Here is a 25,917-nt window from a genome sequence, read left to right as displayed (position 1 = left end):
TGAAATGGATTGCGGGTTCGCGCTACGCGCGCCCCGGAATGACGACGAGAGGCAACAACAATGAAAAACACCCCGTTCGATCTCACCGGCAAGGTCGCCGTGGTCACCGGCTCCAGCCGCGGCATCGGCCGCTCTTCCGCCGAGCTGCTGGCAAAACTCGGCGCCAAGGTCGTGGTGTCATCGCGGAAAGCGGATGCCTGCCAGGAAGTCGCCGACGGCATCAAGGCGTCCGGCGGTGACGCCACCGTCATCCCCTGCAACATCGCGCGCAAGGCCGAAGTCGAGGCGCTGATCTCGGGCGCCACGAAACATTACGGCAAGATCGACATCCTCGTCTGCAACGCCGCGGTGAACCCGTATTACGGCCCGCTGCTCGACATCACGGACGAGGCCTTCGACAAAATCATGGGCTCGAACGTCAAGAGCAACATCTGGCTCTCCGCGCTCGCGATCCCGCAGATGGCGGAGCGCGGAGGCGGCTCCGTCGTCATCATCTCCTCGATCGGAGGCCTGCGCGGCTCGACCGTGATCGGCGCCTACGGCATCTCCAAAGCCGCCGACTTCGCGCTGTGCCGCTCGCTCGCCGGCGAATGGGGCCCGAAGGGCGTCCGCGTCAATTGCATTGCGCCGGGCCTGGTCAAGACCGATTTCGCCCGCGCATTGTGGGAAGACGAAGCCAACCTCAAGCGCCGCACCGCGACCACGCCGCTGCGACGTATCGGCGAACCCGACGAGATCGCCGGCGCGGTCGCCTACCTCGCCTCGGATGCGTCGAGCTTCATGACCGGGCAGACCATCGTCATCGACGGCGGCGTGACCACGGCTTCGGTGTAGCCGCCGCTACCGGCCGCGCGTTCCGTCGCGCTCGGCCAGAGCGCTTTCGATCGCGCGCACGACGAGCAGGGCCGATCTCTCGTCGAGATGCACGCCGTCGGCCCAGCGCAGTTCGTCCAACGGCGGGTTGATCGGCAGCCAACGCTCGCGATCCGGGAAGGCTGCGTGGACGATCGCTTTGCTCATGCTGACCATGCGCGACTCCTCGATCTCCGCCGCGAAGGGAATCTCGAGCAGGAAGGCGCGTGATCCCCGCCGCTCGATGTCGTCGATGAGCTCCCTGATGCGCGCCACATTCACCCGCGCCGGAACGGTGGGGTCGTCATCATTCATCTGTTGCACGGCACGGTCGAGATAGACCTTGTTGTCGAATGTGCTCGGCGGCTCCCTGAGCAGGCGATCCCGCTCCGCGCGCGCGTCCGCAGCGTCCGGCGGCGTGTGATTCCACGTCTCATAGGCCGCAACCGCCGTTCGCACCGGACGCAGGAACAGCGCGTCGGTGCGCGCACCGCCCGAGAATTTGGCGATCAGCGCGTCGTCGGGCAGGCGCGTGAGAACGTTGGTCTCGATCAGGACGATCTTCGGCAGGCTCTTCTGCCTCGCGACGATGTCCAGGCTGGTCACCGGGGAGCCGCCGGCCAGCGCGAGATTGCGGACGCGGGGGTACGAGAAATATTCCTCCTTGAGACGCCACGCGACCGAGCTGCCGACCAGCACGAGGTCAGGCACGCGCTTCCCGACATAGCGGTTGAGGGTGATGATGGTGCCGTCGCGGGTCGTGACGGTCGGCTGCTGCAGCGCGGAGCCGAAACGCGCGGCGGCAAGGCCGCAGGCGAGCAGCAGCACTGCGGCGACGCCCGCGCATTTGATCAGCCACCAAAGCCTGAATGATTGCGGCATGGTCAGAACTGGAAATAGATGAAGGCGGCCTCCGGGCCAGCCTCGAGCCAGGCCATCGCCGCGAGCGCGCCATAGAGATACGGCTCCCATCGCCGCAATTTGCCGGCGAGGAGCGCACCGATGCCGAGGTGCTGGATCAGCACGGGCAGGGCGTAGAGCAGCGCCATGTTGCGGAACAGCTTTGTCGGATTGGGATTGTCCGTCGGCGAGAACATGCCTGAGAGATAGCCGAGCGCGTGATCGAAGTTCGGCAGCTTGAAGAAGATCCACAGCATCGTCACGCAGAAAAACACCACGCCCATGCGGACGACCCGCACCACGGGCCCGGCTTCGCCGAGCAATGTCAGAAACGGCCACTCAGCGACCAGCAGCAGGCCGTGCAGCATGCCCCACAGCGCATAGCTCAGGCTCGCGCCGTGCCAGAGCCCGCCGAGCGTCATCACGATCATCAAATTGAGGCAGGTCCGGGCCGGCCCCTTTCTGTTGCCGCCGAGCGGGATGTAGAGATAGGTCCTGAGCCAGGTGGACAGCGAGATGTGCCAGCGGGTCCAGAACTCGGAGAACGAGACCGAGATGTAGGGCAGGTCAAAGTTGACGGGCAGGCGGTAGCCGAACAGCAGCGCCAGGCCGAGCGCGATCGCCGAATAGCCGAAGAAATCGGCATAGATCTGGTAGCTGTACAGGAACACGAGCAGCCAGCGGTCCGCCGTCGCCACGGTCTCGTAGAGCGGATAATCCATATAGGACGTCATCTCGTTGAGATTGTTCGCGACGTAGAGCTTGAAGAAGAAGCCGGTCAGGATCCATTTGGCGGCCGCGACGAAGTCGACGTCGCCGATTTGCTTGGGCGCGATCTGCGGCATGAACTGCCCCGCGCGGGTGATCGGCCCGGACACGAGCTGCGGGAAGAAGATGATGTAGAGAAACACATCCCGCAGCGGCGGCGGCCGCTTCTCCCGCGTCAGGTCGACCAGCAGACTGATATTGTGGAACACGAAGAACGAGATGCCGATCGGCAATGGCAGCCGCAGCAGCACATCCAGCGGCGCGACGCCGGTCGGGTGAACCGCGCTTAAGTCGATGAACAGCAGCTTGTATTTGAAGAACGCCAGCAGCGCGAGATTGAAGATGATGCCGACCGGCATCCAGACCGCGCGGTTGTCGAACGCCAGCACCAGGCAGAGATAGGTCCCGAGCACGGCGAGCAGCAGCAGCGGCAGCAGCTCGGGCTGGCCGGAGCCATAGAACACCAGGCTCGCGAGCACCAGCAGCTGAACCTGGAAGCGGCGCAACGGCGGCAAATAATAAGCGCCAAACACCACCGCAACGAAGATGCCGAACTGAAACGAAGTGAAACTCATGCCGCCCCGAAATGCCCGGTCTGGCATGTACCATCTTCGCTCCCGCCATCCTAGTCTTCCGGCCCGAGTTGGATGCACCGCCACCGCGCAAGCCACCTTGACCTTCCTGCCCTAATCCGCTCCTTTTGGCGCGACACAATGACCCCTCCCGGGGAAACGCCAAGAAAACGCCAAGAGAACACCAGGGTAAGCTTCCATGTCTTTCGTCCTCGCCATCGACCAGGGCACCACCTCCTCGCGCGCGATCGTGTTTCGCAGCGACATCTCGATTGCCGCCCGCGCGCAAGCTGAGTTTCCGCAGCATTTTCCGGCCTCGGGCTGGGTCGAGCACGAGCCGGAGGACATCTGGACCTCGACCATGATGGTCTGCCGCGAGGCGATCGAGCAGGCCGGCATCACGGCCAAGGATATCGCCGCGATCGGCATCACCAACCAGCGCGAGACCACCGTGGTGTGGGACCGCACCACGGGCCAGGCCGTGCACCGCGCCATCGTCTGGCAGGACCGCCGCACCGCGAGCGTCTGCGCCAAATTGAAGGCGGAAGGCCGCGAGCCGTTGATCTCGCAGAAGACCGGCCTGATCATCGATCCCTATTTCTCCGGCACCAAGGTCGCATGGATCCTCGACCACGTCCCCGGCGCGCGGGGACGTGCCGCGCGTGGCGAGCTGATGTTCGGCACCGTCGATTGCTACCTGCTCTGGCGCCTCACCGGCGGCAAGGTGCACGCCACCGACGCCACCAACGCCTCGCGCACGCTGCTGTTCAACATCCACACCGGCCAGTGGGACGACGAGCTGCTGGAGATCATCGGCGTGCCGCGGTCCATGCTGCCCGAGGTGAAGGATTCCTCGGCCCGCTTCGGCGAGAGCACGCCGGACCTGTTCGGCGGCCCGATCGCGATCTCAGGCATCGCCGGCGACCAGCAGGCCGCAACCATCGGTCAGGCCTGCTTCCGCCCGGGCATGATGAAGTCGACCTACGGCACCGGCTGTTTCGCCCTGCTCAACACCGGCGCCACGCCGGTCGTCTCGAAGAACAAGCTGCTCACCACCATCGCCTATCAGCTCGACGGCAAACGCACCTACGCGCTCGAAGGCTCGATCTTCGTTGCGGGCTCAGCGGTGCAGTGGCTGCGCGACGGCCTTGGCATCATCAAGCACGCGGCCGAAACCGGACCGCTCGCCGATCAATCCGACTCCATGCAGAGCGTCTATCTGGTCCCGGCCTTCGTCGGCATGGGCGCGCCCTACTGGAATCCCCGCGTGCGCGGCGCGCTGTTCGGTCTCACCCGCAACACCGGCCCGGCCGAGCTTGCGCACGCCGCGCTGGAGAGCGTCTGCTACCAGACCTTCGATCTCTGGGCCGCGATGCGCGCGGACTGGCCGAGCTCGGAAGCCGCGAGCATCGTGCTGCGGGTCGACGGCGGTATGACCGCGTCGGACTGGACCATGCAGCGTCTCGCCGATCTCCTCGACGCGCCGGTCGACCGTCCCGTGATCCAGGAAACCACCGCGCTGGGTGCGGCCTATCTCGCCGGCCTCAACGCCGGCGTCTATCCCGAACCGACGAAATTCGCCGACAATTGGCGGCTCGAGCACCGCTTCAAGCCGAACATGAGCCAGGCGACGCGCGATCGAAAGCTCGCGGGCTGGGCGCGCGCCGTGAAAGGCGTGCTGGCAAGCGACGAAGGGGAAGAGTAGGGCACTCTTTCCTCGGGTCGTCCCGGCCTAGTGCGCAATTGCGCACGGGGGCCGGGACCCATAACCACAGGATGCAGTTTTGCGAAAGCTCGTCGTTCGCTACGCCCGCTTTCTGTCATCGATAGACCTCGCGCTATGGGTCCCGGCCTTCGCCGGGACGACAATGCGGGGGACTTGATTTAGCTGTGCGCAAAAAAACAACAACGGGAGAACGACAATGAACACGGATTTCAACCGCGTCATCCAAAAACTCTGCGGCGCCGCGATCTCTGCCGCGCTGCTCGCCTCACCAGCCACCGCGCGCGAAAAACCGAACCCACTCGCCAGCGCGCGGCAGGTCAAGACTGATGTCGCCGGCCTCAACGCCTCTGCCCGGATCCTGGTCGATGTCTGGGGCATCCCGCACATCTATGCCGGCAACGAGCACGACCTGTTCTTCCTGCAAGGCTTCAACGCCGCGCGCGACCGGCTCTGGCAGATCGATCTCTGGCGCAAGCGCGGCCTCGGCCTGCTAGCGAAGGATTTCGGCCCGGCCTATGCCGAGCAGGACAAGGCGCTGCGGCTGTTCTTGTATCGCGGCGACATGAATGCGGAGTGGGCGGCCTACGGCCCCAAGGCCAAGACCTATGCGGAGGCCTTCGTTGCCGGGGTGAACGCCTATGTCGCCGACGTGCGCGCAGGCAAGCGTCCGCTGCCGATCGAGTTCAGGATCGCCGGCACCATGCCTGATGCGTGGACCGCTGACGACGTCGTCCGCATCCGCAGCCACGGCCTGACCCGCAACGTCTCTTCTGAAGTGAAGCGCTCGCTGGTTGCCTGCGCCGCCGGCCTCGATGCCGATCGGTTTCGCGTCAAGCTCGAGCCGGCCTGGACCACGAAAATTCCCGAAGGGCTCGATCCCTGCAGCGTGCCGAAGGCGGTGCTCGCGGCCTATGATCTCGCGACGCGCCCAGTGGCCTTTGCCGCCCCGAAAGACCAGAAGGCCGCGCTCGCGCACGATCCCGATAAATATCTCACAGAGGCCGACCAGCAGCGCGACACCATCGGCTCCAACAATTGGGTGATCGCGGCCTCGCGCACCGCGACCGGCCGCCCCATCCTTGCCAACGATCCGCATCGCGAGCACAGCGTGCCCTCGCTGCGCTATATCGTCGGGCTGAATGCGCCAGGCCTCTCCGTGATCGGCGCCGGCGAGCCGGCGCTGCCGGGCATCTCGATCGGCCACAACGGCACCATCGCCTTCGGCCTCACCATCTTCAACGTCGACCAGGAAGATCTCTACGTCTACGAGCTCAATCCGCAAAATCCCAACCAGTATCGCTATGGCAATGGCTGGGAGGACATGCGCATCGTGCACGAGACCGACCAGGTGAAGGGCGAGGCCGATCGTGACCTCGAGCTGAAGTTCACCCGCCACGGCCCCGTCATCTTCGTCGACGACAAGAATAACCGCGCCTTCGCGGTGCGCTCGATCTGGTTCGAGCCCGGCACCTCGGCCTATTTCGGCTCGTCGGACTATATGACTGCGAAGGACTGGAACGGTTTCCTCGGCGCCATGCGGCGCTGGGGTGCGCCGTCGGAGAACCAGGTCTATGCCGACACCAAGGGCAATATCGGCTGGGTCGCCGCCGGCAAGACGCCGCGCCGCCTCAACTTCGACGGCCTGATGCCGGTGCCCGGCGATGGCCGCTATGAATGGCAGGGATTTTTGTCGCTCGACGAGCTGCCGAAAACCTATCAGCCGAAGCAGGGCTTTTTCGCCACGGCGAACCACATGAACCTGCCGCCCGATTATCCCGTCAACGAGCGCAGGGTCGGCTTCGAATGGTCGGACAGCGCGCGCTGGCAGCGCATCACCGACGTGCTCGTGGCCAACACCAAGGTCACGCTCGCCGACGCCATGGATCTGCAGAACGACGACACCGCCATGATGGGGCGCCGGCTGGTCAAGCTGTTGCAGCCGTTGTCGTCGGACGATGCCAACGTGAAGCAGGGCCTCGATCTGCTCAAGCCGTGGGACGCGCGTGATAGCGCGGACAGCGCCGCGGCCGCTGTGTTCGAGGTCTGGATCGCCAATCATCTTGGGCCGGTGCTGCTGAAGACCACGGCGCCGAAGGCCGCCGATCTGATCGCGCCGGAAGCATCCAGCATTTCGGCGCTCGTCGCCGCGCTGGAAGCTCCGGATGCGTCGTTCGGCGCCGATCCCGCAGCCGGGCGTGACCGGATTTTGCGCGACAGCCTCGGTGCGGCCGTGGCCGATGTCGCCAGCAAGCTTGGCCCTGATCCCTCCACCTGGCGCTGGGGCCGGTTGCATGTCGCGAAGTTCGATCACGCGCTGATGCCGCTCGCCGACAAGGCGACGGCGGCGCAATTGTCGGTCGGCCCGCTCGCCTATGGCGGCGCCGCCAACGTGCCGCGCGCCGCCACCTATCGCCGCTCGGATTACCAGCTCACCGCCGGCGCCTCGTTCCGCATGGTGCTCGACGTCGGCAATTGGGATGCAAGCCGCACCATCAACACGCCCGGCCAGTCCGGCGATCCCTTCAGCGGCCACTACCGTGACCTCGCCCCGCTCTGGGCAACGGGCCAGTATGTGCCGCTGCTCTACAGCCTCTCCGCGGTAGAGGCGGCGACCGCGGAGGCGATCACGCTGACGCCAAGGTGAGCACCACTCTCTCCGTTCCCTCCCCCCTTGTGGGGCAGGGCTATCGCATGTGGCCGAGGAGCTCAAAAAGAAAGGCATCGTTCCAGCCGGCGCGCTTGAGCTTGAGGCGCAAGGAGGTGGTGGTGTCGGGGTGAGCCCTGGCCACATTGAGGGCAAGTCTTCTGAGTACGGCAAGGTTGGCCGGACCGTTGTCCTTGCGGTTGCGGGCCAGATCCTCGTCGAGGATGACATCGAGCGGCCAGTGCAGGCCGTTTTCGATGGTCCAATGGGTGCGAACAATGCGCAGAACCTCCGTGCGACTGTAGTTTTGGCTCATCAGGAAGTAGCGCTCGACGGCTTTGTCCTTGCCGCGCTTGCTGCTGATCTGCGCGACGGCTTTGAGGCCAGGGAAGTTGTGCGTCTTCTCCATGTCCTTGACCGGCACGACAAGCGCGCTGCGCTTTTCCTTGCGCCCATGATCTGCATCGGTGGTGGCAACCGGCTTCTTGCCCTTGCGGGCCGCTGCGGCAATCGCCGCCTTGGCGTCGGCCAGCAGAGCGGGCTGGTTCTCCTTCACTGCCAGCACGTAATCGCCGCCCCGTGCCACGATCTGCTTGGCCATCTCGCGATGACAGTGCAGCGCATCGGCTGTCACGATGCACCCCTTGAGTTGCAGCAGTTCGAGCAATTGCAAGGCGCCGGCGGCTTCGTTGTTGTTCGGCGCCAGAACATTGGCCAGCGCCATGCGCGTCTGCGCCGCCCACGCCGTCACCATGATCGGCGGCATGTGGCTTTTGCCGCGCTCGTAGCCCCGCCGCAGCGCCTTGCCATCCAGTGCGATCACGCCCTGCGGCCGTGCGATCTTCGCGCCCTCGGCGAAGGCTTCCATAAAGCGCCGGAACGCTGTCTCGAACGCCTTTGGATCGAGCATACGGAACACGCGACTGAACGTGTCATGACTTGGCAGCCCATGCTTGAGCACCAGCACGTCCTGCCAAAGATAGGCCTTCAGCCGTGCAAACAACGCCATGTCGGTGCAACTCGTCGCTCCGCACAACGTCGCCATCAGCGCAATGAACAAAAGCTCTGTCAGATCATGCAGCGCATTGTCCGCCCGCGGGTCAGGCAGGTCTTCGAAGCACTCCGAGAATCGATCCATCGGCCGCTCCTGCCAATTCAGGAGCCTCCTTCAGAATCGATTTCTGTCCAAATCGCAATGCCTTACAGAGAACGCTCACATGCGATTCCCCTGCCTTGTGGGGGAGGGGCAGGGAGGGGGGGGCCACACGGGGATTCTATCGATTGCGCACCCACGCTCGATGCATCATCAACAACCGGCACCTTTTGCTGGGCTACCCCCCTCCCTAGCCCTCCCCCGCAAGGGGGGAGGGAACGGACCTGTTTCGGCCTAGTCTGAACGAGCCAGCCCCATGATCCTCTCCGACGGCTATTCCGACATCCCCGCCGGCAAGATCGCCGCAATCGTCACCCATCTGGAGATGACCGCGCGCCCCACTACCCGCGCCGATCCGCCCGGCACATGGACCCTGCGCAAGGCCGACGCGCCCGCGCTCGATTGGTACCGCGATCTCCACCGCCGCGTCGGCGAGGACTGGCTGTGGTCCTCGCGGCTGCGCATGACCGACACTGAGCTCGCCGCGATCATCCACGCCACAGGCATCGAAATCTACGCGCTCGCCGTCAACGGCCGCGACGAAGGCCTGCTGGAGCTGGATTTCCGCGAACCCGGCCAGTGCGAGCTGGTCTATTTCGGCGTCACCGCCAGCCTGATCGGCACCGGCGCCGCCCGCTTCCTGATGAACCGCGCGCAGGAGCGTGCGTGGCGCGGCGACGTGCGCCGCGTCTGGGTGCACACCTGCACCTTCGATCACCCATCGGCCGTCGCGTTCTATCAGCGCTCCGGCTTCATCCCGTTCCGCCGCCAGATCGAGATCGCCGATGATCCGCGGCTTGATGGCACGCTGTCGCGAACGGCGGCGAAGCATGTGCCGATGATCGAGTAGTTCGCGGCTGCCTCCCCATCGTCATTGCGAGGAGCCCTTGCGACGAAGCAATCCAGGCTGTCTCCGCGGAAAGATTCTGGATTGCTTCGCTCCGCTCGCAATGACGTAGCAGCAAGCGCTGCTGCCCCACGCTCAGTAACTATACCGCACCCCAAAACTGAACCCCTGCGCGAGCAGGTTCGTCGTGTTCATCACCGGCAAAGGCCGGGTCGGGCCGGCAGGCGGTCCCGGCGGCAACAGGGTCGGATTGATCGTGGTGTCGATCAGCCCGCCCGCGCGCTGCACGCCGGTCCAGTACAGCGCGTCATAGCCGATCGTGAGCCGCCATCCCGGCGCGACCTGATAGCCCGCCTTCAGCGAGATCTCCGGCACCGCGGCGAATTTGGTTTGCGAGAAATGGCCGCTGTTGCTGGCGACGGCGAACACGCCGGCAGGGAAGGTCGTCGTCACACCCGCCGTCGTGAGGCTCGTGAAGCCGGAGACGTCGCTTTCATTGATGTTGGCGCCGAGCGCGACCTTGCCACGCCATTCCAGCGACCATGGACCGTTGCGCCAGTCCCCGGCGAGCCCGAGATCGACGCCGTGGAAATTGCTCGCGGCGTTGAAATTGTCGGTGAAGTTGCCGGTCGTAGCATCGAGCACCGAGGTCTGCATCATCGACAACTTGTCGGAGGATTGCAAATAGCGATAGCCGATGAGCGCGCTGACGCGGCTTGCCCCCAATGCGCCAATATCCTGCCGGTAGAGCGCGCCGGCGCCGAGGAGGCGCGAGGTCTCGTTGATGGCGATGTTGCCGGTGATGAAGCCCGGGTAGCCCGAGAGGATCGCATCGGGCAATCCGGTCAGCACATTGGTGAAGGGCCGCGCCAGGATTGGGTAGGCGTTGGAATTGGCGGCAAAGCCGGTCGAGGCGTTCTCCAGCCCGAAGAACGACGCCTCGACGCCGCTTCTGCGCTGCGGATCGAACCAGTAGCCGGCAGTGATCCGCCCGCCCGAACGCCAGTCTTCGTTGACGCTGGAATTGCCGAACAGCACGGTGGTGGTGGGCTGCCCGAGCACCCCGGCAACGCCCAGCGGCGTGCCGACCGGGCTCGTCGTCACCAGCGCCGGCAGCTTGTCGCCGGTCACGCTCCAGGCGAGATAATCCGCCTCGGCCCAGAACGGATTGAAATCAACTGGCTTTGGCGGCGCCTTCAGCGGCAGATCGGCGGCAAGTGCGCTGCTGCTGAGCGCGATCGCCGCAAGCGCCACGCCGACCGCTGCCGCCCTCAACCGCCGATTCATCTGCCTTCCCCAAGGTCCTGCGGACTGAACCATGCGACAATTTGTTCGGCAAGGTGGAGTAGAGGCAGGGGAGAAGCGAAAACGTCCGGCTGTTGCCGTAAAGCCTCGTTCTCGAATATGAGCGACACTGCCTCCGCACCGTCATTGCGAGCGCAGCGAAGCAATCCAGGCTGCCTCGGCGGAAAGACTCTGGATTGCTTCGCTACGCTCGCAATGATGGAGAGTGGGCCGCTAGCCGTCGAAGTTCACCGCCGTGGTGTTGGCCCCGCAGACCAGCACCGCGATGCGTTCGCCTGCAGACGGACGATAACGGCCCGACAGCAGCGCGGCAAATGCAGCTGCACCGCCGGGTTCGGCGACGAGGCGCAGGCTCGACCATAGCGCGGCCTGCGCCTGCCGGATCGCGTCGTCGCTGACCAGGATGACCCGCTCGACATGGGCGCGCGCGATCGGGAACATCAATTCACCGACGCGCCGCGGGGCGAGGCTGTCGGCGGCGACGCCGCCGGCGGGCGCATCGACCGGCGCTCCCGCCGCAAAAGCGCTGTGCAGGGTCGGCGACTGCTCCGGCTCGATCGCAACGATGCGCGTCCTGCCAGCGTACCACGCGGCGATGCCGCCGATCAGTCCGCCGCCGCCGACCGCCACGAGCAGCGTATCGATGCCGGGCGCGTCCTGCTCCAGCTCCAGGCCGACGCTGCCCTGGCCGAGCAGGGTCTCGGCCTGGTCGTAGGCATGAACGGCAAGCGCCCCGGTCTGCGCGAGGTGCGCTTCGCTCGCAGCAAGCGCATCGGCGTAGCGGCTGCCCGCGATCACGAGTTTTGCGCCATAGCCCCTGATCCGCTCGGCCTTGGCCGGCGAGGTGATGTCGGGCACGAAGATCGTCGCGGGAATGCCGAGGCGTTGCGCGGCATAGGCGACCGCCGCGCCGTGATTGCCGCCGGATGCGGCGACCACGCCGGCTTGCGGCACCTGCCGCAGCAGCAGATTGGCAAAGGCGCCCCGCGCCTTGAACGATCCGGAATGCTGCAGCATCTCGAGCTTGAAAATGACAGGCGCCGCCGGCAGTCCGAAATCGGCGAGATCGGCCTGGATGAGCGGCGTGCGCCTGATGTGCGGACGGATGACGGCCTCGGTCGCCGCGATCCGCTCCCGATTGATGTCTGATGTCGCTGTCATGATGCCGTCCTTGATAGCGCATTCCGAAGACATTGTCCCGGCGCCGTTGCATTCGGCGCAATGCTCCATGTCCAGGATTTTCCTTGCGCCGCTGCGATCTCATCGTGGAAACTGACCGGCCCTGCCTTGTTCAACGCCAGAGAAGAGCGAGAACCATGTTCCTGATCGGCCAATATGATTCCCCCTTCGTCCGCCGCGTCGCGATCGCGCTGCGGCTCTACGGGCTCGCTTTCGAGCACAAGCCGTGGTCGACGTTCGGCGATGCCGACAGGATCGCGCCGTATAATCCCTTGCGCCGCGTGCCGACCCTGGTGCTCGACGACGGCGAGGCGCTGATCGAGAGCACGATCATTCTGGACTATCTCGACGAGCTCGTCGGGCCAGAAAAGACGATGCTGCCACGAAGCGGCGTTGATAGGCGGAGACACTTGCGCATCTGCGCGCTCGCCTCCGGCCTCGGCGACAAGGCGGTCAGCCTGCTCTACGAACGCGTGCTGCGGAAGGAGCAGCTGGCGCTATGGGTCGAGCGTTGCCAGGCGCAAATCGGCGACGTGCTCGCCGTGCTGGAAGCCGAGCGCGCGAAGGTGACGACGCCGTACTGGCTCGAGAAGCGCATCGGCCACGCCGACATCGCGGTCGCCTGCGTCACCCGCTTCACCCGCGAGGCACATCCGCAGCTGTTCGACGCGGCGCGCTATCCGGCGCTCGCGGCCCACGCCGAACATTGCGAAGCGCTCGCCCCGTTCAAGGAGATCGTGCAGCCGCTGGCGCCGCCGAAGGGGTAGGGGTGCACTGTCTCCTCAATGTCGTCCTGGCGAAAGCCAGGACCCATTACCCCAGGGACCGGTTTGGCGAAGACTGGTTGTTCGGGACTGCTAGCAATCCTCACCGATAGATCACGCGGTATGGGTCCTGGCTTTCGCCAGGACGACAGTCGAGGATGCGACGCGCGCCGCGGAATGACGATAGGCGCGGTGGCCGATCCTGCCTTGATACAGCTGTTTTGCCCGACGGAGCAAGCGATTTTCGGTAAGACCGAAATTGTTCAAGCGCGTCAACCGCATCTCTACTGTGCATGGGGTTGTTTCGGCTTTTTGCTTTCCGTCACCCTGAGGTGCTCGCCTCTTCGGCGAGCCTCGAAGGGCGACGGCCCCGCTGCACCCGCTCGGCCGTTCATCCTTCGAGGCTCTCCATGCGACGCGCTACGTCGCATGGCTCGCACCTCAGGATGACGGAGCGGAAGTTACCCCACCCCTGCGCGCTTCTTCTGCCAGACCAGATGCACCGCGCAATTGCAGCCGGGCGGATGCGAGGCGAGGTCCTTTGACGTCTCGTCATTTGCTGGCGTTGCCGCAAAAGCCTTGTCGGCGTCCTCTCGCGACGGGATGTAGTTCAGCACCGGCGCGAGCCAGCGCTCGGTCTCCGCCACCGTCATGCCCTTGCGCGCGGCGTAGTCCTCGACCTGGTCGCGCTCGATCTTGCCGACGCCGAAATAATAGCTCTCGGGGTTCGCGAAATAGAGCCCGGACACGGATGAGCCCGGCCACATCGCAAAGCTCTCGGTCAGCTTTACGCCGGCGGTGGCTTCCGCATCGAGCAGCTCGAACAGCGTCGCCTTCTCGGTGTGATCGGGCTGTGCGGGATAGCCGGGGGCGGGGCGGATGCCCTGGTACTTCTCCAGGATCAGATCGTCGGTCGACAGTGCCTCGTCCGGCGCATAGGCCCAGAACTCGCGGCGCACGCGCGCATGCATGCGCTCGGCAAAGGCTTCGGCAAGGCGGTCAGCCAGGGCCTTGCACAGGATCGAGGAGTAATCGTCGTTCGCCATCTTGAAGCGGTCGGCGACCGCGTCCTCGCCGATGCCGGCGGTAACGACAAAGCCGCCGACATAGTCGGGCACGCCGGCCGGCGCGATGAAGTCGGCGAGCGCCGCGTTGAAGCGGCCCTCGCGCTTCTCGAGCTGCTGGCGCAGCGTGTGCAGTGTCGCGATGCTCTTGGTACGGCTCTCGTCGGCATAGAGCACAATGTCGTCGCCCTGCGCATTCGCCGGCCAGAAGCCGACGGTGGCGCGCGCCCGGAACCATTTTTCCTTGACGATGAGGTCGAGCATTTTTCGCGCGTCGTCATAGAGCGAGCGGGCGACTTCGCCGACCTTGACATCGTCGAGAATCGCGGGGAAGCGGCCGGCGAGCTCCCAGGTCTGGAAGAACGGCGTCCAGTCGATATAGGGCACCAGCTCGGCGAGGTCGTACTCGTCAAAGCTCCTGGTGCCGAGGAAGGTCGGCTTCACCGGCTTGTTCACGGCGAAGTCGACCGGCACGCGGTTGGCGCGCGCGGCCTCCAGCTTCAGTCGCTTCTTGTCGGCCTGCGCGCGGAAATGCGCATCGGAGATCTTTGCGTATTCGGCGCGAACATCCGCCGCATACGCCTCGCGCTTCTCCGGCGAGAGCAGCGAGGAAGCCACGCCGACAGCGCGGCTTGCGTCGTTGACATGCACGACCGGGCCGGCGCGATAGCTCGGGTCGATCTTCACGGCGGTATGCACGCGGCTTGTCGTGGCGCCGCCGATCAAGAGCGGCAGCTTCAGGCCTTCACGCTGGAGTTCGCCGGCGAAGAACGCCATCTCGTCGAGCGAGGGCGTGATCAGGCCGGACAGGCCGACGATGTCGGCCTTCTCCGCCTTCACGGTCTCGACGATCTTTGCAGCCGGCACCATCACGCCGAGATCGATGACCTCAAAGTTGTTGCACTGGAGCACGATGCCGACGATGTTCTTGCCGATGTCGTGGACGTCGCCCTTCACGGTGGCGAGCACGATCTTGCCGGCGGAAGAGGAGCCTTCCGTGCCGATGCCGTTCGCAAGGTTGCGCGCCTTTTCCTCTTCCATGAACGGCATCAGCCAGGCCACCGCCTGCTTCATGACGCGCGCGGACTTCACCACCTGCGGCAAGAACATCTTGCCGTCGCCGAAGAGGTCGCCGACCACGTTCATGCCCGCCATCAGCGGGCCCTCGATGACGTCGAGCGGACGCGACGAATTCTTGCGGGCTTCTTCGGTGTCCTGCTCGATGAACTCGGTGATGCCGTGGACCAGCGAATGCGACAGCCGCTTTTCCACCGGCCATTCGCGCCAGGCGAGATCGGCCTCCTTGGTCTGGGTCTTGTTGCCACGGAATTTTTCCGCGAGCGCCAGCAGGCGCTCGGACGCGCCCGCGTCGCGGTTCAGGACGACATCCTCGCAGACCTGGCGCAATTCAGGATCGATGTCGTCATAGACGATCATCTGTCCGGCATTGACGATGCCCATGTCCATGCCGGCCTTGATGGCGTGATACAGGAACACCGAGTGCATGGCCTCGCGCACCGGCTCGTTGCCGCGGAACGAGAACGACAGGTTCGACACGCCGCCCGAGATGTGCGCGCCGGGCAGGTTTTTGCGGATCCAGCGCGTCGCCTCGATGAAGTCGACGCCGTAATTGTTGTGCTCCTCGATGCCGGTCGCGATCGCGAAAATATTCGGATCGAAGATGATGTCTTCCGGCGGGAAGCCGACGCGGTCGACCAGGATGTCGTAGGCGCGCTTGCAGATCTCGGTCTTGCGCGCGAACGTGTCGGCCTGGCCGGCCTCGTCGAATGCCATCACCACGACGGCCGCGCCGTGGCGGCGGGCGATCTTGGCTTCGTGGATGAACTTGTCCTCGCCTTCCTTCATCGAGATCGAATTGACGACCGGCTTGCCCTGCACGCATTTCAGGCCGGCCTCGATCACCGAGAATTTCGAGGAATCGACCATGACAGGGACGCGGGCGATGTCCGGCTCGGCGGCGACGAGGTTGAGGAACGTCACCATCGCGGCTTCCGAATCCAGAAGCCCTTCGTCCATGTTGACGTCGATGATCTGCGCGCCGTTCTCGACCTGGTCGCGTGCGACCTGCAGCGCGGCCGTGTAGTCGCCATTGGTGATCAGCTTGCGGAAGCGCGCCGATCCCGTGACGTTGGTGCGTTCGCCGACGTTCACGAACGGAATCGCATCCGTCAGCACGAACGGCTCGAGGCCGGAGAGCCTCAAGCGCGGGTCGATCTCCGGAACGATGCGCGGCTTGTGCGGGGCGACGGCCGCGGCGATCGCGGCGATATGGTCCGGCGTGGTGCCGCAGCAGCCGCCGACGATGTTGACGAGGCCGGACGCAGCGAATTCGCCGACGAGACGGGCCATGTATTCCGGCGTCTCGTCATATTGGCCGAACTCGTTGGGCAGGCCGGCATTGGGGTAGGCGCAGACCAGCGTGTCGGCGACGCGGCCGATATCGGCGATGTGCGCGCGAAGATCTTCGGCGCCGAGCGCGCAGTTGAAGCCGATGGTGATGGGCTTTGCGTGCCGCACCGAATTCCAGAACGCCTCCGGCATCTGGCCCGAGAGCAGGCGGCCGGATTTGTCGGTGATGGTGCCTGATATCATCACGGGCACGTCGATGCCGCGTGCTTCAGTGATCTCGGCGATCGCATACAGCGCCGCCTTGGCGTTCAGCGTGTCGAAGATGGTTTCGACCAGCAGCAGATCGACGCCGCCGTCGAGCATGCCGTTGATCTGCTCGCCATAGGATTTGCGCAAATCGTCGAAGGTGACGGCGCGATAGCCGGGATTGGAAACGTCAGGCGAGATCGAGGCGGTGCGGTTGGTCGGGCCGATGGCGCCTGCGACGAAGCGCGGCTTGCCGTCTTCGGCGGCGACGCGCTTTGCGGCGTTGCCGGCGAGGCGGGCGCCTTCGCGCGCCATCTCGTAGACGATGTCGGTGAGGTCGTAGTCGGCCTGCGCGATCGAGGTGGTCGAGAAGGTGTTGGTGGCAACGATGTCGGCGCCGGCGCGCAAATAGGCGGCGTGAATGTCCTCGATCGCCTGCGGCTGGGTCAGGATCAGGAGATCGTTGTTGCCGCGCAGGTCACGATGGAAATTCTTGAAGCGCTCGCCGCGAAACGCAGCCTCGTCGAACTGGAGGTTCTGGATCATCGTGCCCATGGCGCCGTCGAGCACGAGGATGCGCTCGCGCGCGGCGTTGATGAGGGCGGTTCGCTTGGGCGAGGTGGATACGGTCATGGTGTCTTAGGCCGCCTTCTGCGCGCTCTTGGCGCGAATGCCGAGCAAATGGCTGATCGCGAACACGAGATCGGCGCGGTTCATGGTGTAGAAATGGAAGGTGTCAACGCCGTGTTTTGCCAGTTTCTGCACCTGGCCGGCCGCAACCGTCGCTGCCACCAGCTTGCGGGTCTCGGCGTCGTCATCGAGGCCTTCGAATTTCGCGGCGAACCAGTCCGGCACGGTGGTGCCGGCGCGGGTGACGAAATTGCGGGCCTGCTTGAAATTGTGCATGGGCATGATGCCCGGCACGATCGGAATGTTGATGCCGCGGGCGCGGACGCGGTCGAGATAGCGGAAGTAGAGGTCGTTATCGAAGAAGACCTGTGTAATCGCGCGCGTCGCGCCGGCGTCGACTTTTGCCTTCAGCGTATCGATATCGGCGTCGAAGTCGCGCGCCTCGGGATGCTTCTCGGGGTAGGCCGAGACTGACACTTCGATGTCGGCGTGCCGCTTCTTGATCCCCGCAACGAGGTCGGCCGAACTCTGATAGCCGTCAGGATGAGAGGAGTAGGGCGTGCCGATGCCGCCGGCGGGATCGCCGCGGAGGCCGACGATGTGGCGGACGCCGACCTCGTGATAGCGGTCGACGATCTCATCGATCTCGCCGCGCGAGGCGCCGACGCAGGTCAGATGCGCGGCCGGCAGCAGCGCAGTCTCCTTCAGGATGCGCGAGATCGTCGAATGGGTGCGCTCGCGGGTCGAGCCGCCGGCGCCATAGGTCACCGAGACGAATTTCGGGTCGAGCGGGGCCAGCCGGTTGATGGTCTCCCAGAGATTCCGCTCCATATCTTCGGTCTTGGGCGGGAAGAACTCGAAGGAGATTGCAGGCCGCTTCGATGCGAGGTGCCCATCTTGCCCGTCGGTGCGGGCAGGCGTCGTGAAATCGGTCATGGCACCACTCACTCCAGGGCGTTCGCCAGCGGTCTGGCGGCGGCGGTCGGGTCTAGCTTCGGAGAGGCTAAGATAGGGCAAAGGCAGGTTTCTCGACAGCCCATCAAAGATGGGAAATGGCCCACTTTTGGTACAATACTGTCGAATATTGCGATACGGAGGATGGCGGTGGGAAGTCGTTAAGGAGTATATATTATATAGTAATATCAGATATATGTGCCTATTCTAGGGTTGACGCGGTTGATCTGATATTTGTGGGCAGAATGAATTTAATGTTACGTGACCTACGTCCGTCCCAACGCCCAGCTCTGAGCTTCGCGTGACCTCTGCGCCCGCACACGCCAGACCTGCGCTGTTGGCCCATTGCCGCCGCGCGGCCCTCCACTACGTTAGCGTGCCATGATCCCGCTTTCAGTCCTCGACCTCTCCGTCGTCACCACAGGCACAAAGCCCGCCGCGGCGCTGCGCAACAGTATCGACCTGGCGCGCCATGTCGATGGGCTCGGCTATGTCCGCTACTGGCTCGCCGAGCACCATAACCTCGCCTCGGTCGCGAGCCCGGCGCCCGACGTGATGATCGGGCAGATCGCTGCGGTGACAAAGCATATCCGCGTCGGCTCCGGCGGCGTGATGCTGCCCAACCATGCGCCGCTGGTGGTGGCCGAGCGCTTCAAGATGCTGGAGGCATTGTTTCCCGGCCGTATCGACCTCGGCCTCGGCCGCGCTCCCGGCACTGATGGCGCCACGGCCTATGCACTCCGCAGCCGGCTCGATCGCCGCGAGGGCGACGATTTTCTGGAGCGGCTGCATGAACTGATCTTGTGGGAGACCCGCGAATTCCCCGCAGGACACCCCTACCACAACGTCGTCGCGATGCCCGACGACACGAAGCTGCCACCGATCTGGCTGCTGGGCTCCAGCGATTATTCCTCGGAGCTTGCCGCGCAGGTCGGCATGGGCTTCGCCTTCGCCCATCATTTCGCGTCTCATGACGCGATCGATGCGATGGTGCATTACCGCAATCGCTTCCAGCCCTCAGCCTGGAACGCGAGCCCGCACGCGATCCTTGCGGTCGCCGTCATCACGGCGGACACCGACGAAGAGGCCGAAAAGCTCGCCGCGTCTTTTGACCTCAACCGCTTGCGCCGCGACCGTGGTCAATATCTGCCGCTGCCGAGCGTCGAGGAGGCGCTGGCCTATCCCTATACGGATTCCGAGCGCGTCTCGATCGCGCGCAACCGCTCGCGCCTGTTCGTCGGCAATCCGGCGACGGTGCAGCAGAAGCTTCAGCCGCTGATGGATGCGAGCAAGCCGGACGAGTTGATGGTGATCACGGCCGTGTACGATCACGAGGCGCGCAAGAGGTCGTATTCGCTGCTGGCGGAGGCGTTCGGGCTGGCGAAGCAGGCGGCTTAGCCCGTCGTCCCGGCGAAGGCCGGGACTAATACCGCGCAGTCTCTCCGGGAAAACTCGGTGTTAGAGACCTTCAGCGACAACGCGCAGTTGTGGTGATGAGCCCCGGCCTTCGCCGGGGCGACAACTAATCCTGCGTCTCGCTGAACGTCGCGCGGAACGGGTGGCCGGGATAGACGCCGACGATGCGGAATTCGCGCGAGAAGAATTTTAGCTCCTCGATCGCAAATGCAAGGCCCTTGTCTTCGGGATGGCCGTCGACGTCAGCATAAAACTGCGTGGCGAAGAAATTGCCGTCGACCATATAGCTCTCGAGCTTGGTCATGTTGACGCCGTTGGTGGCAAAGCCGCCGAGTGCCTTGTAGAGCGCGGCGGGGAGGTTGCGCACGCGAAATACAAAAGTCGTGACCAACGGGCCCGAACCCTGCGTGGCCCATTTCGGCTCGCGCGCCAGCACCACGAAGCGCGTGGTGTTGTGGGCCTCGTCCTCGATGTCCTCGGCGAGGATGTCGAGGCCGTAGATCTGCGCGGCCAGCCGCGAGGCGATCGCGGCGACGGTCTTGTCCTTGCGCTCGGAAATGTCGCGGGCACTGCCGGCGGTGTCGGCGTGCACGATGCCCTTGATGCCGAGCTTGCGGATGATGCGGCGGCACTGGCCGAGCGCGTGCACATGGCTCTCGACGGACTTGATGTCGGACAGTTTAGTGCCCTTGATCGCCATCAGCTGATGCCGGACCGGCAAAAACCATTCGCCGATGATGAAGAGGCCGGAGGCTGGCAGCAAATGGTGGATGTCGGCAACGCGGCCGGCGACCGAATTCTCGATCGGGATCATGCCGAGATCGGCCTCGCCCGAGGAGATCGCCGACAGCGCGTCCTCGAAGGTGGCGCAGGGCAACGGCTCGGCGTCGGGATAGGCCTCGACGATGGCGATGTGGGAATTGGCGCCAGGTTCGCCCTGGAATGCGATCTTCATCTTGCTCATGCTCGGCCTTGTAACAGCGGCTCAGGATTTGGAAAGGATGCTGCGGGCGGTTTCGAGGTCGGGCGGCGTGTCGACACCGCGCGGCACGCTGTCGACGATCATGATGTCGATCCGCATGCCGTCCTCCACGGCCCGCAGCTGCTCCAGACTTTCCTGGCGCTCCAAGGGCGAGGGCGGCAGGGACACGAACCGCTCAAGGGCGGCGCGGCGGTAGGCGTAGACGCCGATATGGTGGTAGCGCGGTCCGTTGCCATAAGGTGCGGTGGCACGGGTGAAATACAGCGCCCGCAGCCGTCTTGGGCCGATGCGGGTGCCGATGGCCTTCACGACGCTGGGAGCGAGGTCCTCCTCCTCCGTGTGGATCTGCGAGGCCAGCGTCACGATGTCGACCGTGGAATCGGCGAAGGGGGGAAGCACCTCGCGGAGGCTCTCGGGCGCAATCGTCGGGAAATCGCCCTGGAGATTGACCACGATCTCGGCCTTGCCGTCCGGATCGAGCTTCTGCATGGCCTCGTGGATGCGGTCGGAGCCTGACGGGTGCTCCGCTCGGGTCATCACGGCCTCGCCGCCATGGGCTGTCACGACCGCGGCGATCTCCGCCGTATCGGTTGCCACCGCAACACGGCCGATGCCGGCGGCCTCGGCGCGCCGCATCACATGCACGATCATCGGCAGGCCCGCGATATCGGCGAGCGGCTTGCCGGGCAGGCGGGTGGCGGCCATGCGGGCCGGGATCAGCACCAGGATGCGGGGATCGGTCATTTGTTCAGAAGCTTGGGTTCAAGGACCTGGAAACGGGACGTTTTCCGCACCGAGAAATGTGGTGGGGATGGGCTGAAAGCCGGGTCGCTTATACGGGTTGCCAGACCCCGGGCAAACCGATATCTGAATGGCAAAACTCGGGGAAACAATAAGGAACGTCTTTGATTCTCCCGAGGCTCGTCCTGGCGGCCGACCGGCCGCTTATTCCTTCTTGCGGTGTGGGGCCTGGCCGGAAATGGACTCTTTCGAACTCAATAAGATTCTCGGTGCTGTGCTCGGTACCTGTCTCATTCTGCTGGTGACGAGCTTCACCGCCCAGGCGTTGTTCTCGCCCAAGATGCCGGAAAAACCGGGCTTCGAGATCGCCGTGAAGGAAGAGGCCGGCGACAAGGCCGGCGGCGCCGCTGCGGCCGCTCCGTCCGAGCCGATCGAAAAGCTGCTCCAGACCGCCTCCGTCGAGAAGGGCGCCTCCGCCGCCAAGAAGTGCGCCGCCTGCCACACCTTCGAGAAGGGCGGCCCGAATCGCGTTGGTCCGAACCTGTTCGGCATCGTTGACGACCATCGCGGCGAAGGCCGCAACGGCTTCAACTTCTCGGCCGCGATGAAGGCCAAGGGTGGCACCTGGACCATCGACGAGCTGAACAAGTTCATCGCCAACCCGAAGGGCGACATCCCCGGCACCGCGATGGGCTTCGCCGGCATTCCGAAGGACAGCGAGCGCGCCGACGTGATCGCCTACCTGAACAGCCTCTCCGACAGCCCGAAGCCGCTCCCGACCGCGGCGAAATAAGGCTCTACGGTCTCTCGATCTTGGATGTGCGGCCAGGCCCCAAAGCCTGGCCGTTTCCGTATTCGGGCCTCGCGGCGTTGTTATCGGGGCGTTTGGCCGCATCTGAGGGGTCGTCCGGCCTTCCAAGATGAGGAAAAAGCAACATATTCCGTCGAAACCTCGCCTATATTGAGCACTTAAAGGGGTAACCTCCTTCAAGACTGGGATGTTGATTTGGCCATTACCCGACGCGATCTCCTGCTCTCCGGCGCGGCCGTTGCTGCGCTCCCCGCCTTCGGCTCTGTGGCGGGTGTTCCCGTCATCCGCACGGCAGAGGCGCAATCGGCCGGTGAACTCCAGTGGCGCCATGCGCTGTCGTTGTTCGGCGACATCAAGTACCCCGCCGACTTCAAGCGCTTCGACTATGTCAATCCTGATGCGCCCAAGGGTGGCGTGGCGCGCCTGATCTCGCTCGGCACCTTCGACAATTTCAACATCGCGGTCGCCGGCATCAAGGGCTCGCTCGCGCCGGCCGCGGCGCTGATCTACGAAACGCTGATGACGCGTGCCCAGGACGAGGTCGCCACCGAGTATGGCGAGCTCGCCGAATCCGCGCAGCATCCGGACGATTTTTCCTGGGTGACGTACCGCTTGCGGAAAGAGGCGCGCTGGCACGATGGCAAGCCGGTGACGCCAGAGGACGTGATCTTCTCGCTGGAGAGCCTGAAGAAGCTGAGCCCGATGTATGCCTCTTACTACCGCCATGTGACGAAGGTGGAGAAGAGCGGTGAGCGCGACGTCAAGTTCACCTTCGATGCGCCGGGCAATCGCGAATTGCCGACCATCGTGGGCGAGCTCACCGTGCTGCCGAAGCATTGGTGGGAGGGCACTGACGCGCAGGGGCGCAAGCGCGACATCAGCGCGACCACGCTGGAGCCGCCGCTCGGCTCCGGGCCGTACAAGATCAAGGAATTCGTCGCCGGACGCTCGATCAAGCTCGAGCGCGTCAAGGATTATTGGGGCGCCAACGTCCCGAGCCAGATCGGCACCAACAATTTCGACGAGCTGCGTTTCGAGTTTTTCCGCGACAACCTCGTCGCGCTGGAGGCGTTCAAGGCGGATCAGGCCGACTGGATCGCGGAAAACTCCGCCAAGCAGTGGGCCACGGCCTACGACTTTCCGGCGGTGGCCGACAAGCGTGTGGTCAAGGAAGAATTTCCGATCAACGATTCCGGCCGTATGCAGGCCTTCGCTTTCAACATTCGCCGCGATCAGTTCAAGGATGCGCGGCTGCGCCGTGCTTTCAACTACGCCTTCGACTTCGAAGAGATGAACAAGCAGCTCTTCTACGGCCAGTACAAGCGCATCGGCAGCTATTTCGAGGGAACGGAACTTGCGTCCTCCGGTCTGCCGCAGGGGCAAGAGCTGGAGATCCTTCAAGCCGTGAAGGACAAAGTGCCGCCGGAAGTCTTCACCACGGCGTACCAGAATCCGGTTGGCGGCAATCCGGAGGCCGTGCGCGCCAATCTGCGCGAGGCGGCAAAGCTGCTGAAAGAAGCTGGTTTCGAGGTCAAGGACCACAAGCTGGTCGATAGCACCGGCAAGCCGCTGACTGTCGAGATCCTGGTACAGGATCCGTCGTCGGAACGCATCGCCCTGTTCTACAAGCCGTCGCTGGAGCGGATCGGCGTCAGCGCCTCGATTCGCGTGGTCGACGATGCGCAATACCAGAACAGGCTGCGCAGCTTCGACTTCGACATGATCATCGATCAGTGGGGCGAGTCGCTCTCGCCCGGTAACGAGCAGCGCGAGTTCTGGGGCTCGCAGTCCGCCGACATTCCGGGTGCGCGCAACACCATCGGCATCAAGAATCCCGCGGTCGATGCCTTGATCGAGAAGGTGATCTACGCCAAGGACCGGGGCGAGCTGGTTGCAGCGACCCACGCGCTCGACCGCGTGCTGCTCTGGAATTTCTACCTCGTGCCGCAATTCACCTACGGCTTCTCGCGCTACGCCCGCTGGGATCGCTTTGGTCATGCCGAGCCGTTGCCGAAATATGGCCGCTCCGGCCTGCCGACGCTGTGGTGGTACGACGCTGAAAAGGCGGCGCGGATCGGAAAACGCTCTTGAGGAAGCAATTGCGCATGGCGCAGCTTTCACGCCGGCATGTGCTGGTCCTCGGTGTCGGCGGCGCGCTGAGCGCTGCCGCACTCCGCAACGCGGCGGCGTCCGAGGGGCCCATCGATGCCCACGGCATGTCGGCGTTCGGCGATCTCAAATATCCCGCGGACTTCCACCATTTCGACTATGTCAATCTCGACGCGCCGAAGGGCGGCACGTTCTCGCTGATTCCGTCAACGAAGGGCTACAACCAGTCTTTCTTCACCTTCAACTCGCTCAACGCCTTTGTCCTGAAGGGCGAGGGCGCACAAGGCATGGACCTGGCCTTCGCCACGCTGATGGCGCGTGCCGGTGACGAGCCTGACGCCATGTATGGCTTCGCCGCGAAGTCGGTGCAGATCTCTCCCGACAAGCTCGCCTATCGCTTCACGATGCGGCCCGAGGCGAAGTTTCATGACGGCGCGAAGCTGACAGCGCACGACGTCGCGTTCTCGGTCAACGTGCTGAAGGAGAAGGGTCATCCGCTGATCCAGATCCAGATGCGCGACGTCAAGGGCGCCGAGGCCATCGACGATGCCACGGTGATCGTGACCTTCGCCGAGAAGCGCGCGCGCGACGTGCCGCTCTACGTGGCGGGCCTTCCGATCTTCTCCAAGGCCTATTACGCGAATCGGGCATTCGACGAGACCACCACGGACACACCGCTGGGCTCGGGGCCCTACAAGGTCGGCAAGTTCGAGATCAATCGCTTCATCGAGTTCGAACGCGTCAAGGATTGGTGGGGTGCTGAGCTGCCGGTCTGCCGCGGCAGCAACAATTTCGACGTGATCCGCTACGAATTCTACCGCGATCGCGACGTCGCCTTCGAAGGCTTCACCGGCAAGAACTATCTCTATCGCGAGGAATTCACCTCGCGCATCTGGGCGACGCGTTACGACTTCCCGGCCATCAAGGACGGCCGCGTCAAGCGCGAGGAGGTGCCGGATCAGACGCCGTCGGGCGGCCAGGGCTGGTTCCTCAACACGCGGCGGGACAAATTCAAGAATCTCAAGGTCCGCGAGGCGCTGAACTGCGCGTTCGACTTCGAATGGACCAACAAGACCATCATGTACGGCGCCTATGCGCGCACGCGCTCGCCGTTCCAGAATTCCGATCTCGTCGCCGAAGGGATGCCGTCGCCCGAGGAGCTGAAGCTGCTCGAGCCCTTCCGTGGCCAGGTGCCTGATGAAGTCTTCGGCGAGCCATATGTGCCACCGGTGTCTGACGGTTCGGGGCAGGATCGCGCGCTGCTCCGCAAGGCGCAGCAATTGCTCCAGGAGGCGCAGCTTCCGGTCAAGGACGGCAAGCGGGTGCTGCCGAGCGGCGAGGTCTTCAGCATCGAGTTCCTGACCGACGAGGCGTCGTTCCAGCCGCACCACGCCTCGTTCCTCAAGAACCTGAACATGCTCGGCATCGAGGCGAATTTGCGTCTGATCGATGCCGTCCAGTATCGCGCCCGGGTCGAATCCTTCGATTTCGACGTGGCGATCAACCGCCTGACCATGTCGGCGACGCCCGGCGACAGCCTGCGCACCTACTTCACCTCGCAGGCCGCGGCGACGAAGGGGTCCTACAATCTTGCCGGCGCATCCAGTCCCGCGCTCGACGCGCTGGTCGACAAGGCGATGGCGGCCGAGACGCGCAATGATCTGACCGTCGCCTGCCGGGCGATCGACCGCGTCTTCCGCGCCGGTCGCTATTGGGTGCCGCAATGGTATAATACCAGCCACCGGCTGGCTTATTGGGACCAGTTCAGCCATCCCGCGAATCTGCCGCGTTACGCGATCTCCGACTATGCAAGCGGCGTCGGCGAACGGACCTTGTGGTGGTATGATCCCGCCAAGGCGACCAAGATCGAGCAGGCGAAGTAAT

18 protein-coding genes are annotated in these 25,917 nt (G+C 64.4%); 9 read left to right on the top strand and 9 right to left on the bottom strand.

The window, feature by feature from the left end; translation table 11 throughout:
- Positions 1–60: 60 nt before the first annotated feature.
- Positions 61–834: an SDR family NAD(P)-dependent oxidoreductase gene (locus tag ACLFLU_RS37095; protein ID WP_426409598.1), complete on the top strand. Its 774-nt coding sequence runs from the start codon at positions 61–63 to the stop codon at positions 832–834.
- Between the two features lie 6 nt (positions 835–840).
- On the opposite strand, the gene ACLFLU_RS37090 is transcribed toward ACLFLU_RS37095, so the two are convergent.
- Both ACLFLU_RS37090 and ACLFLU_RS37085 read right to left on the bottom strand, forming a co-directional pair.
- Positions 841–1,734, bottom strand: coding sequence for a hypothetical protein (locus tag ACLFLU_RS37090; protein WP_426409597.1), 894 nt, complete (start codon positions 1,732–1,734; stop codon positions 841–843).
- 2 nt (positions 1,735–1,736) lie between these two features.
- Entirely contained in the window at positions 1,737–3,095 is a 1,359-nt protein-coding gene (locus ACLFLU_RS37085) for an MBOAT family O-acyltransferase (protein ID WP_426409596.1), read from the bottom strand.
- Between the two features lie 196 nt (positions 3,096–3,291).
- Here ACLFLU_RS37085 and glpK point away from each other — a divergent pair, with 196 nt between their 5' ends.
- Both glpK and ACLFLU_RS37075 read left to right on the top strand, forming a co-directional pair.
- On the top strand, positions 3,292–4,797 hold the full coding sequence (glpK, locus tag ACLFLU_RS37080) for a glycerol kinase GlpK (protein ID WP_426409595.1): 1,506 nt from the start codon (positions 3,292–3,294) through the stop codon (positions 4,795–4,797).
- A 217-nt stretch (positions 4,798–5,014) separates the two neighbouring features.
- On the top strand, positions 5,015–7,462 hold the full coding sequence (locus ACLFLU_RS37075) for a penicillin acylase family protein (protein ID WP_426409594.1): 2,448 nt from the start codon (positions 5,015–5,017) through the stop codon (positions 7,460–7,462).
- 40 nt (positions 7,463–7,502) lie between these two features.
- Here ACLFLU_RS37075 and ACLFLU_RS37070 read toward each other — a convergent pair whose 3' ends face one another.
- Positions 7,503–8,600 (bottom strand): ISAs1 family transposase, encoded by a 1,098-nt coding sequence (locus tag ACLFLU_RS37070; protein ID WP_426408912.1) that lies wholly within the window; start codon positions 8,598–8,600, stop codon positions 7,503–7,505.
- A 271-nt stretch (positions 8,601–8,871) separates the two neighbouring features.
- Here ACLFLU_RS37070 and ACLFLU_RS37065 point away from each other — a divergent pair, with 271 nt between their 5' ends.
- Positions 8,872–9,465 (top strand): GNAT family N-acetyltransferase, encoded by a 594-nt coding sequence (locus ACLFLU_RS37065; protein WP_426409593.1) that lies wholly within the window; start codon positions 8,872–8,874, stop codon positions 9,463–9,465.
- A 132-nt stretch (positions 9,466–9,597) separates the two neighbouring features.
- Here ACLFLU_RS37065 and ACLFLU_RS37060 read toward each other — a convergent pair whose 3' ends face one another.
- On the bottom strand, positions 9,598–10,749 hold the full coding sequence (locus ACLFLU_RS37060; RefSeq protein WP_426409592.1) for a BBP7 family outer membrane beta-barrel protein: 1,152 nt from the start codon (positions 10,747–10,749) through the stop codon (positions 9,598–9,600).
- 231 nt (positions 10,750–10,980) lie between these two features.
- Positions 10,981–11,928, bottom strand: a complete 948-nt coding sequence (locus ACLFLU_RS37055; RefSeq protein ID WP_426409591.1) for a threonine/serine dehydratase — start codon at positions 11,926–11,928, stop codon at positions 10,981–10,983.
- A gap of 155 nt (positions 11,929–12,083) precedes the next feature.
- On the opposite strand from ACLFLU_RS37055, the gene ACLFLU_RS37050 reads away from it, so the two are divergent.
- Positions 12,084–12,713 carry a glutathione S-transferase family protein gene (locus ACLFLU_RS37050; protein ID WP_426409590.1) on the top strand — a complete coding sequence of 210 codons (630 nt, stop codon included), beginning with the start codon at positions 12,084–12,086 and terminating at the stop codon, positions 12,711–12,713.
- Between the two features lie 458 nt (positions 12,714–13,171).
- Here the strand turns inward: ACLFLU_RS37050 and metH are convergent, their stop codons facing one another.
- Positions 13,172–17,023, bottom strand: coding sequence for a methionine synthase (gene metH / locus ACLFLU_RS37045; protein ID WP_426409589.1), 3,852 nt, complete (start codon positions 17,021–17,023; stop codon positions 13,172–13,174).
- 6 nt (positions 17,024–17,029) lie between these two features.
- Positions 17,030–17,956 carry a methylenetetrahydrofolate reductase [NAD(P)H] gene (gene metF / locus ACLFLU_RS37040; RefSeq protein WP_426409588.1) on the bottom strand — a complete coding sequence of 309 codons (927 nt, stop codon included), beginning with the start codon at positions 17,954–17,956 and terminating at the stop codon, positions 17,030–17,032.
- 399 nt (positions 17,957–18,355) lie between these two features.
- Between metF and ACLFLU_RS37035 the strand changes: the two genes are divergently transcribed.
- Positions 18,356–19,372: an LLM class flavin-dependent oxidoreductase gene (locus ACLFLU_RS37035; RefSeq protein WP_426409587.1), complete on the top strand. Its 1,017-nt coding sequence runs from the start codon at positions 18,356–18,358 to the stop codon at positions 19,370–19,372.
- Positions 19,373–19,496: 124 nt separating this feature from the next.
- Here ACLFLU_RS37035 and ACLFLU_RS37030 read toward each other — a convergent pair whose 3' ends face one another.
- Both ACLFLU_RS37030 and ACLFLU_RS37025 read right to left on the bottom strand, forming a co-directional pair.
- Positions 19,497–20,354: a prephenate dehydratase gene (locus ACLFLU_RS37030; RefSeq protein ID WP_426409586.1), complete on the bottom strand. Its 858-nt coding sequence runs from the start codon at positions 20,352–20,354 to the stop codon at positions 19,497–19,499.
- A gap of 21 nt (positions 20,355–20,375) precedes the next feature.
- Positions 20,376–21,116, bottom strand: a complete 741-nt coding sequence (locus ACLFLU_RS37025; RefSeq protein WP_426409585.1) for a 3-deoxy-manno-octulosonate cytidylyltransferase — start codon at positions 21,114–21,116, stop codon at positions 20,376–20,378.
- A gap of 235 nt (positions 21,117–21,351) precedes the next feature.
- Here ACLFLU_RS37025 and ACLFLU_RS37020 point away from each other — a divergent pair, with 235 nt between their 5' ends.
- The 3 genes from ACLFLU_RS37020 (at position 21,352) to ACLFLU_RS37010 (ending at position 25,916) form a co-directional block, all read left to right on the top strand.
- Positions 21,352–21,906: a c-type cytochrome gene (locus ACLFLU_RS37020; RefSeq protein ID WP_426409584.1), complete on the top strand. Its 555-nt coding sequence runs from the start codon at positions 21,352–21,354 to the stop codon at positions 21,904–21,906.
- Positions 21,907–22,119: 213 nt separating this feature from the next.
- On the top strand, positions 22,120–24,015 hold the full coding sequence (locus ACLFLU_RS37015; protein ID WP_426409583.1) for an extracellular solute-binding protein: 1,896 nt from the start codon (positions 22,120–22,122) through the stop codon (positions 24,013–24,015).
- Positions 24,016–24,029: 14 nt separating this feature from the next.
- On the top strand, positions 24,030–25,916 hold the full coding sequence (locus tag ACLFLU_RS37010) for an extracellular solute-binding protein (protein WP_426409582.1): 1,887 nt from the start codon (positions 24,030–24,032) through the stop codon (positions 25,914–25,916).
- The last annotated feature ends 1 nt before the right edge of the window (position 25,917 follow it).

This window comes from Bradyrhizobium ganzhouense (assembly GCF_049949285.1).
Lineage (GTDB): Bacteria > Pseudomonadota > Alphaproteobacteria > Rhizobiales > Xanthobacteraceae > Bradyrhizobium > Bradyrhizobium ganzhouense.
Note: the sequence above shows the minus strand (reverse complement) of the source record. Positions and strands in the feature narration are given on the sequence as shown.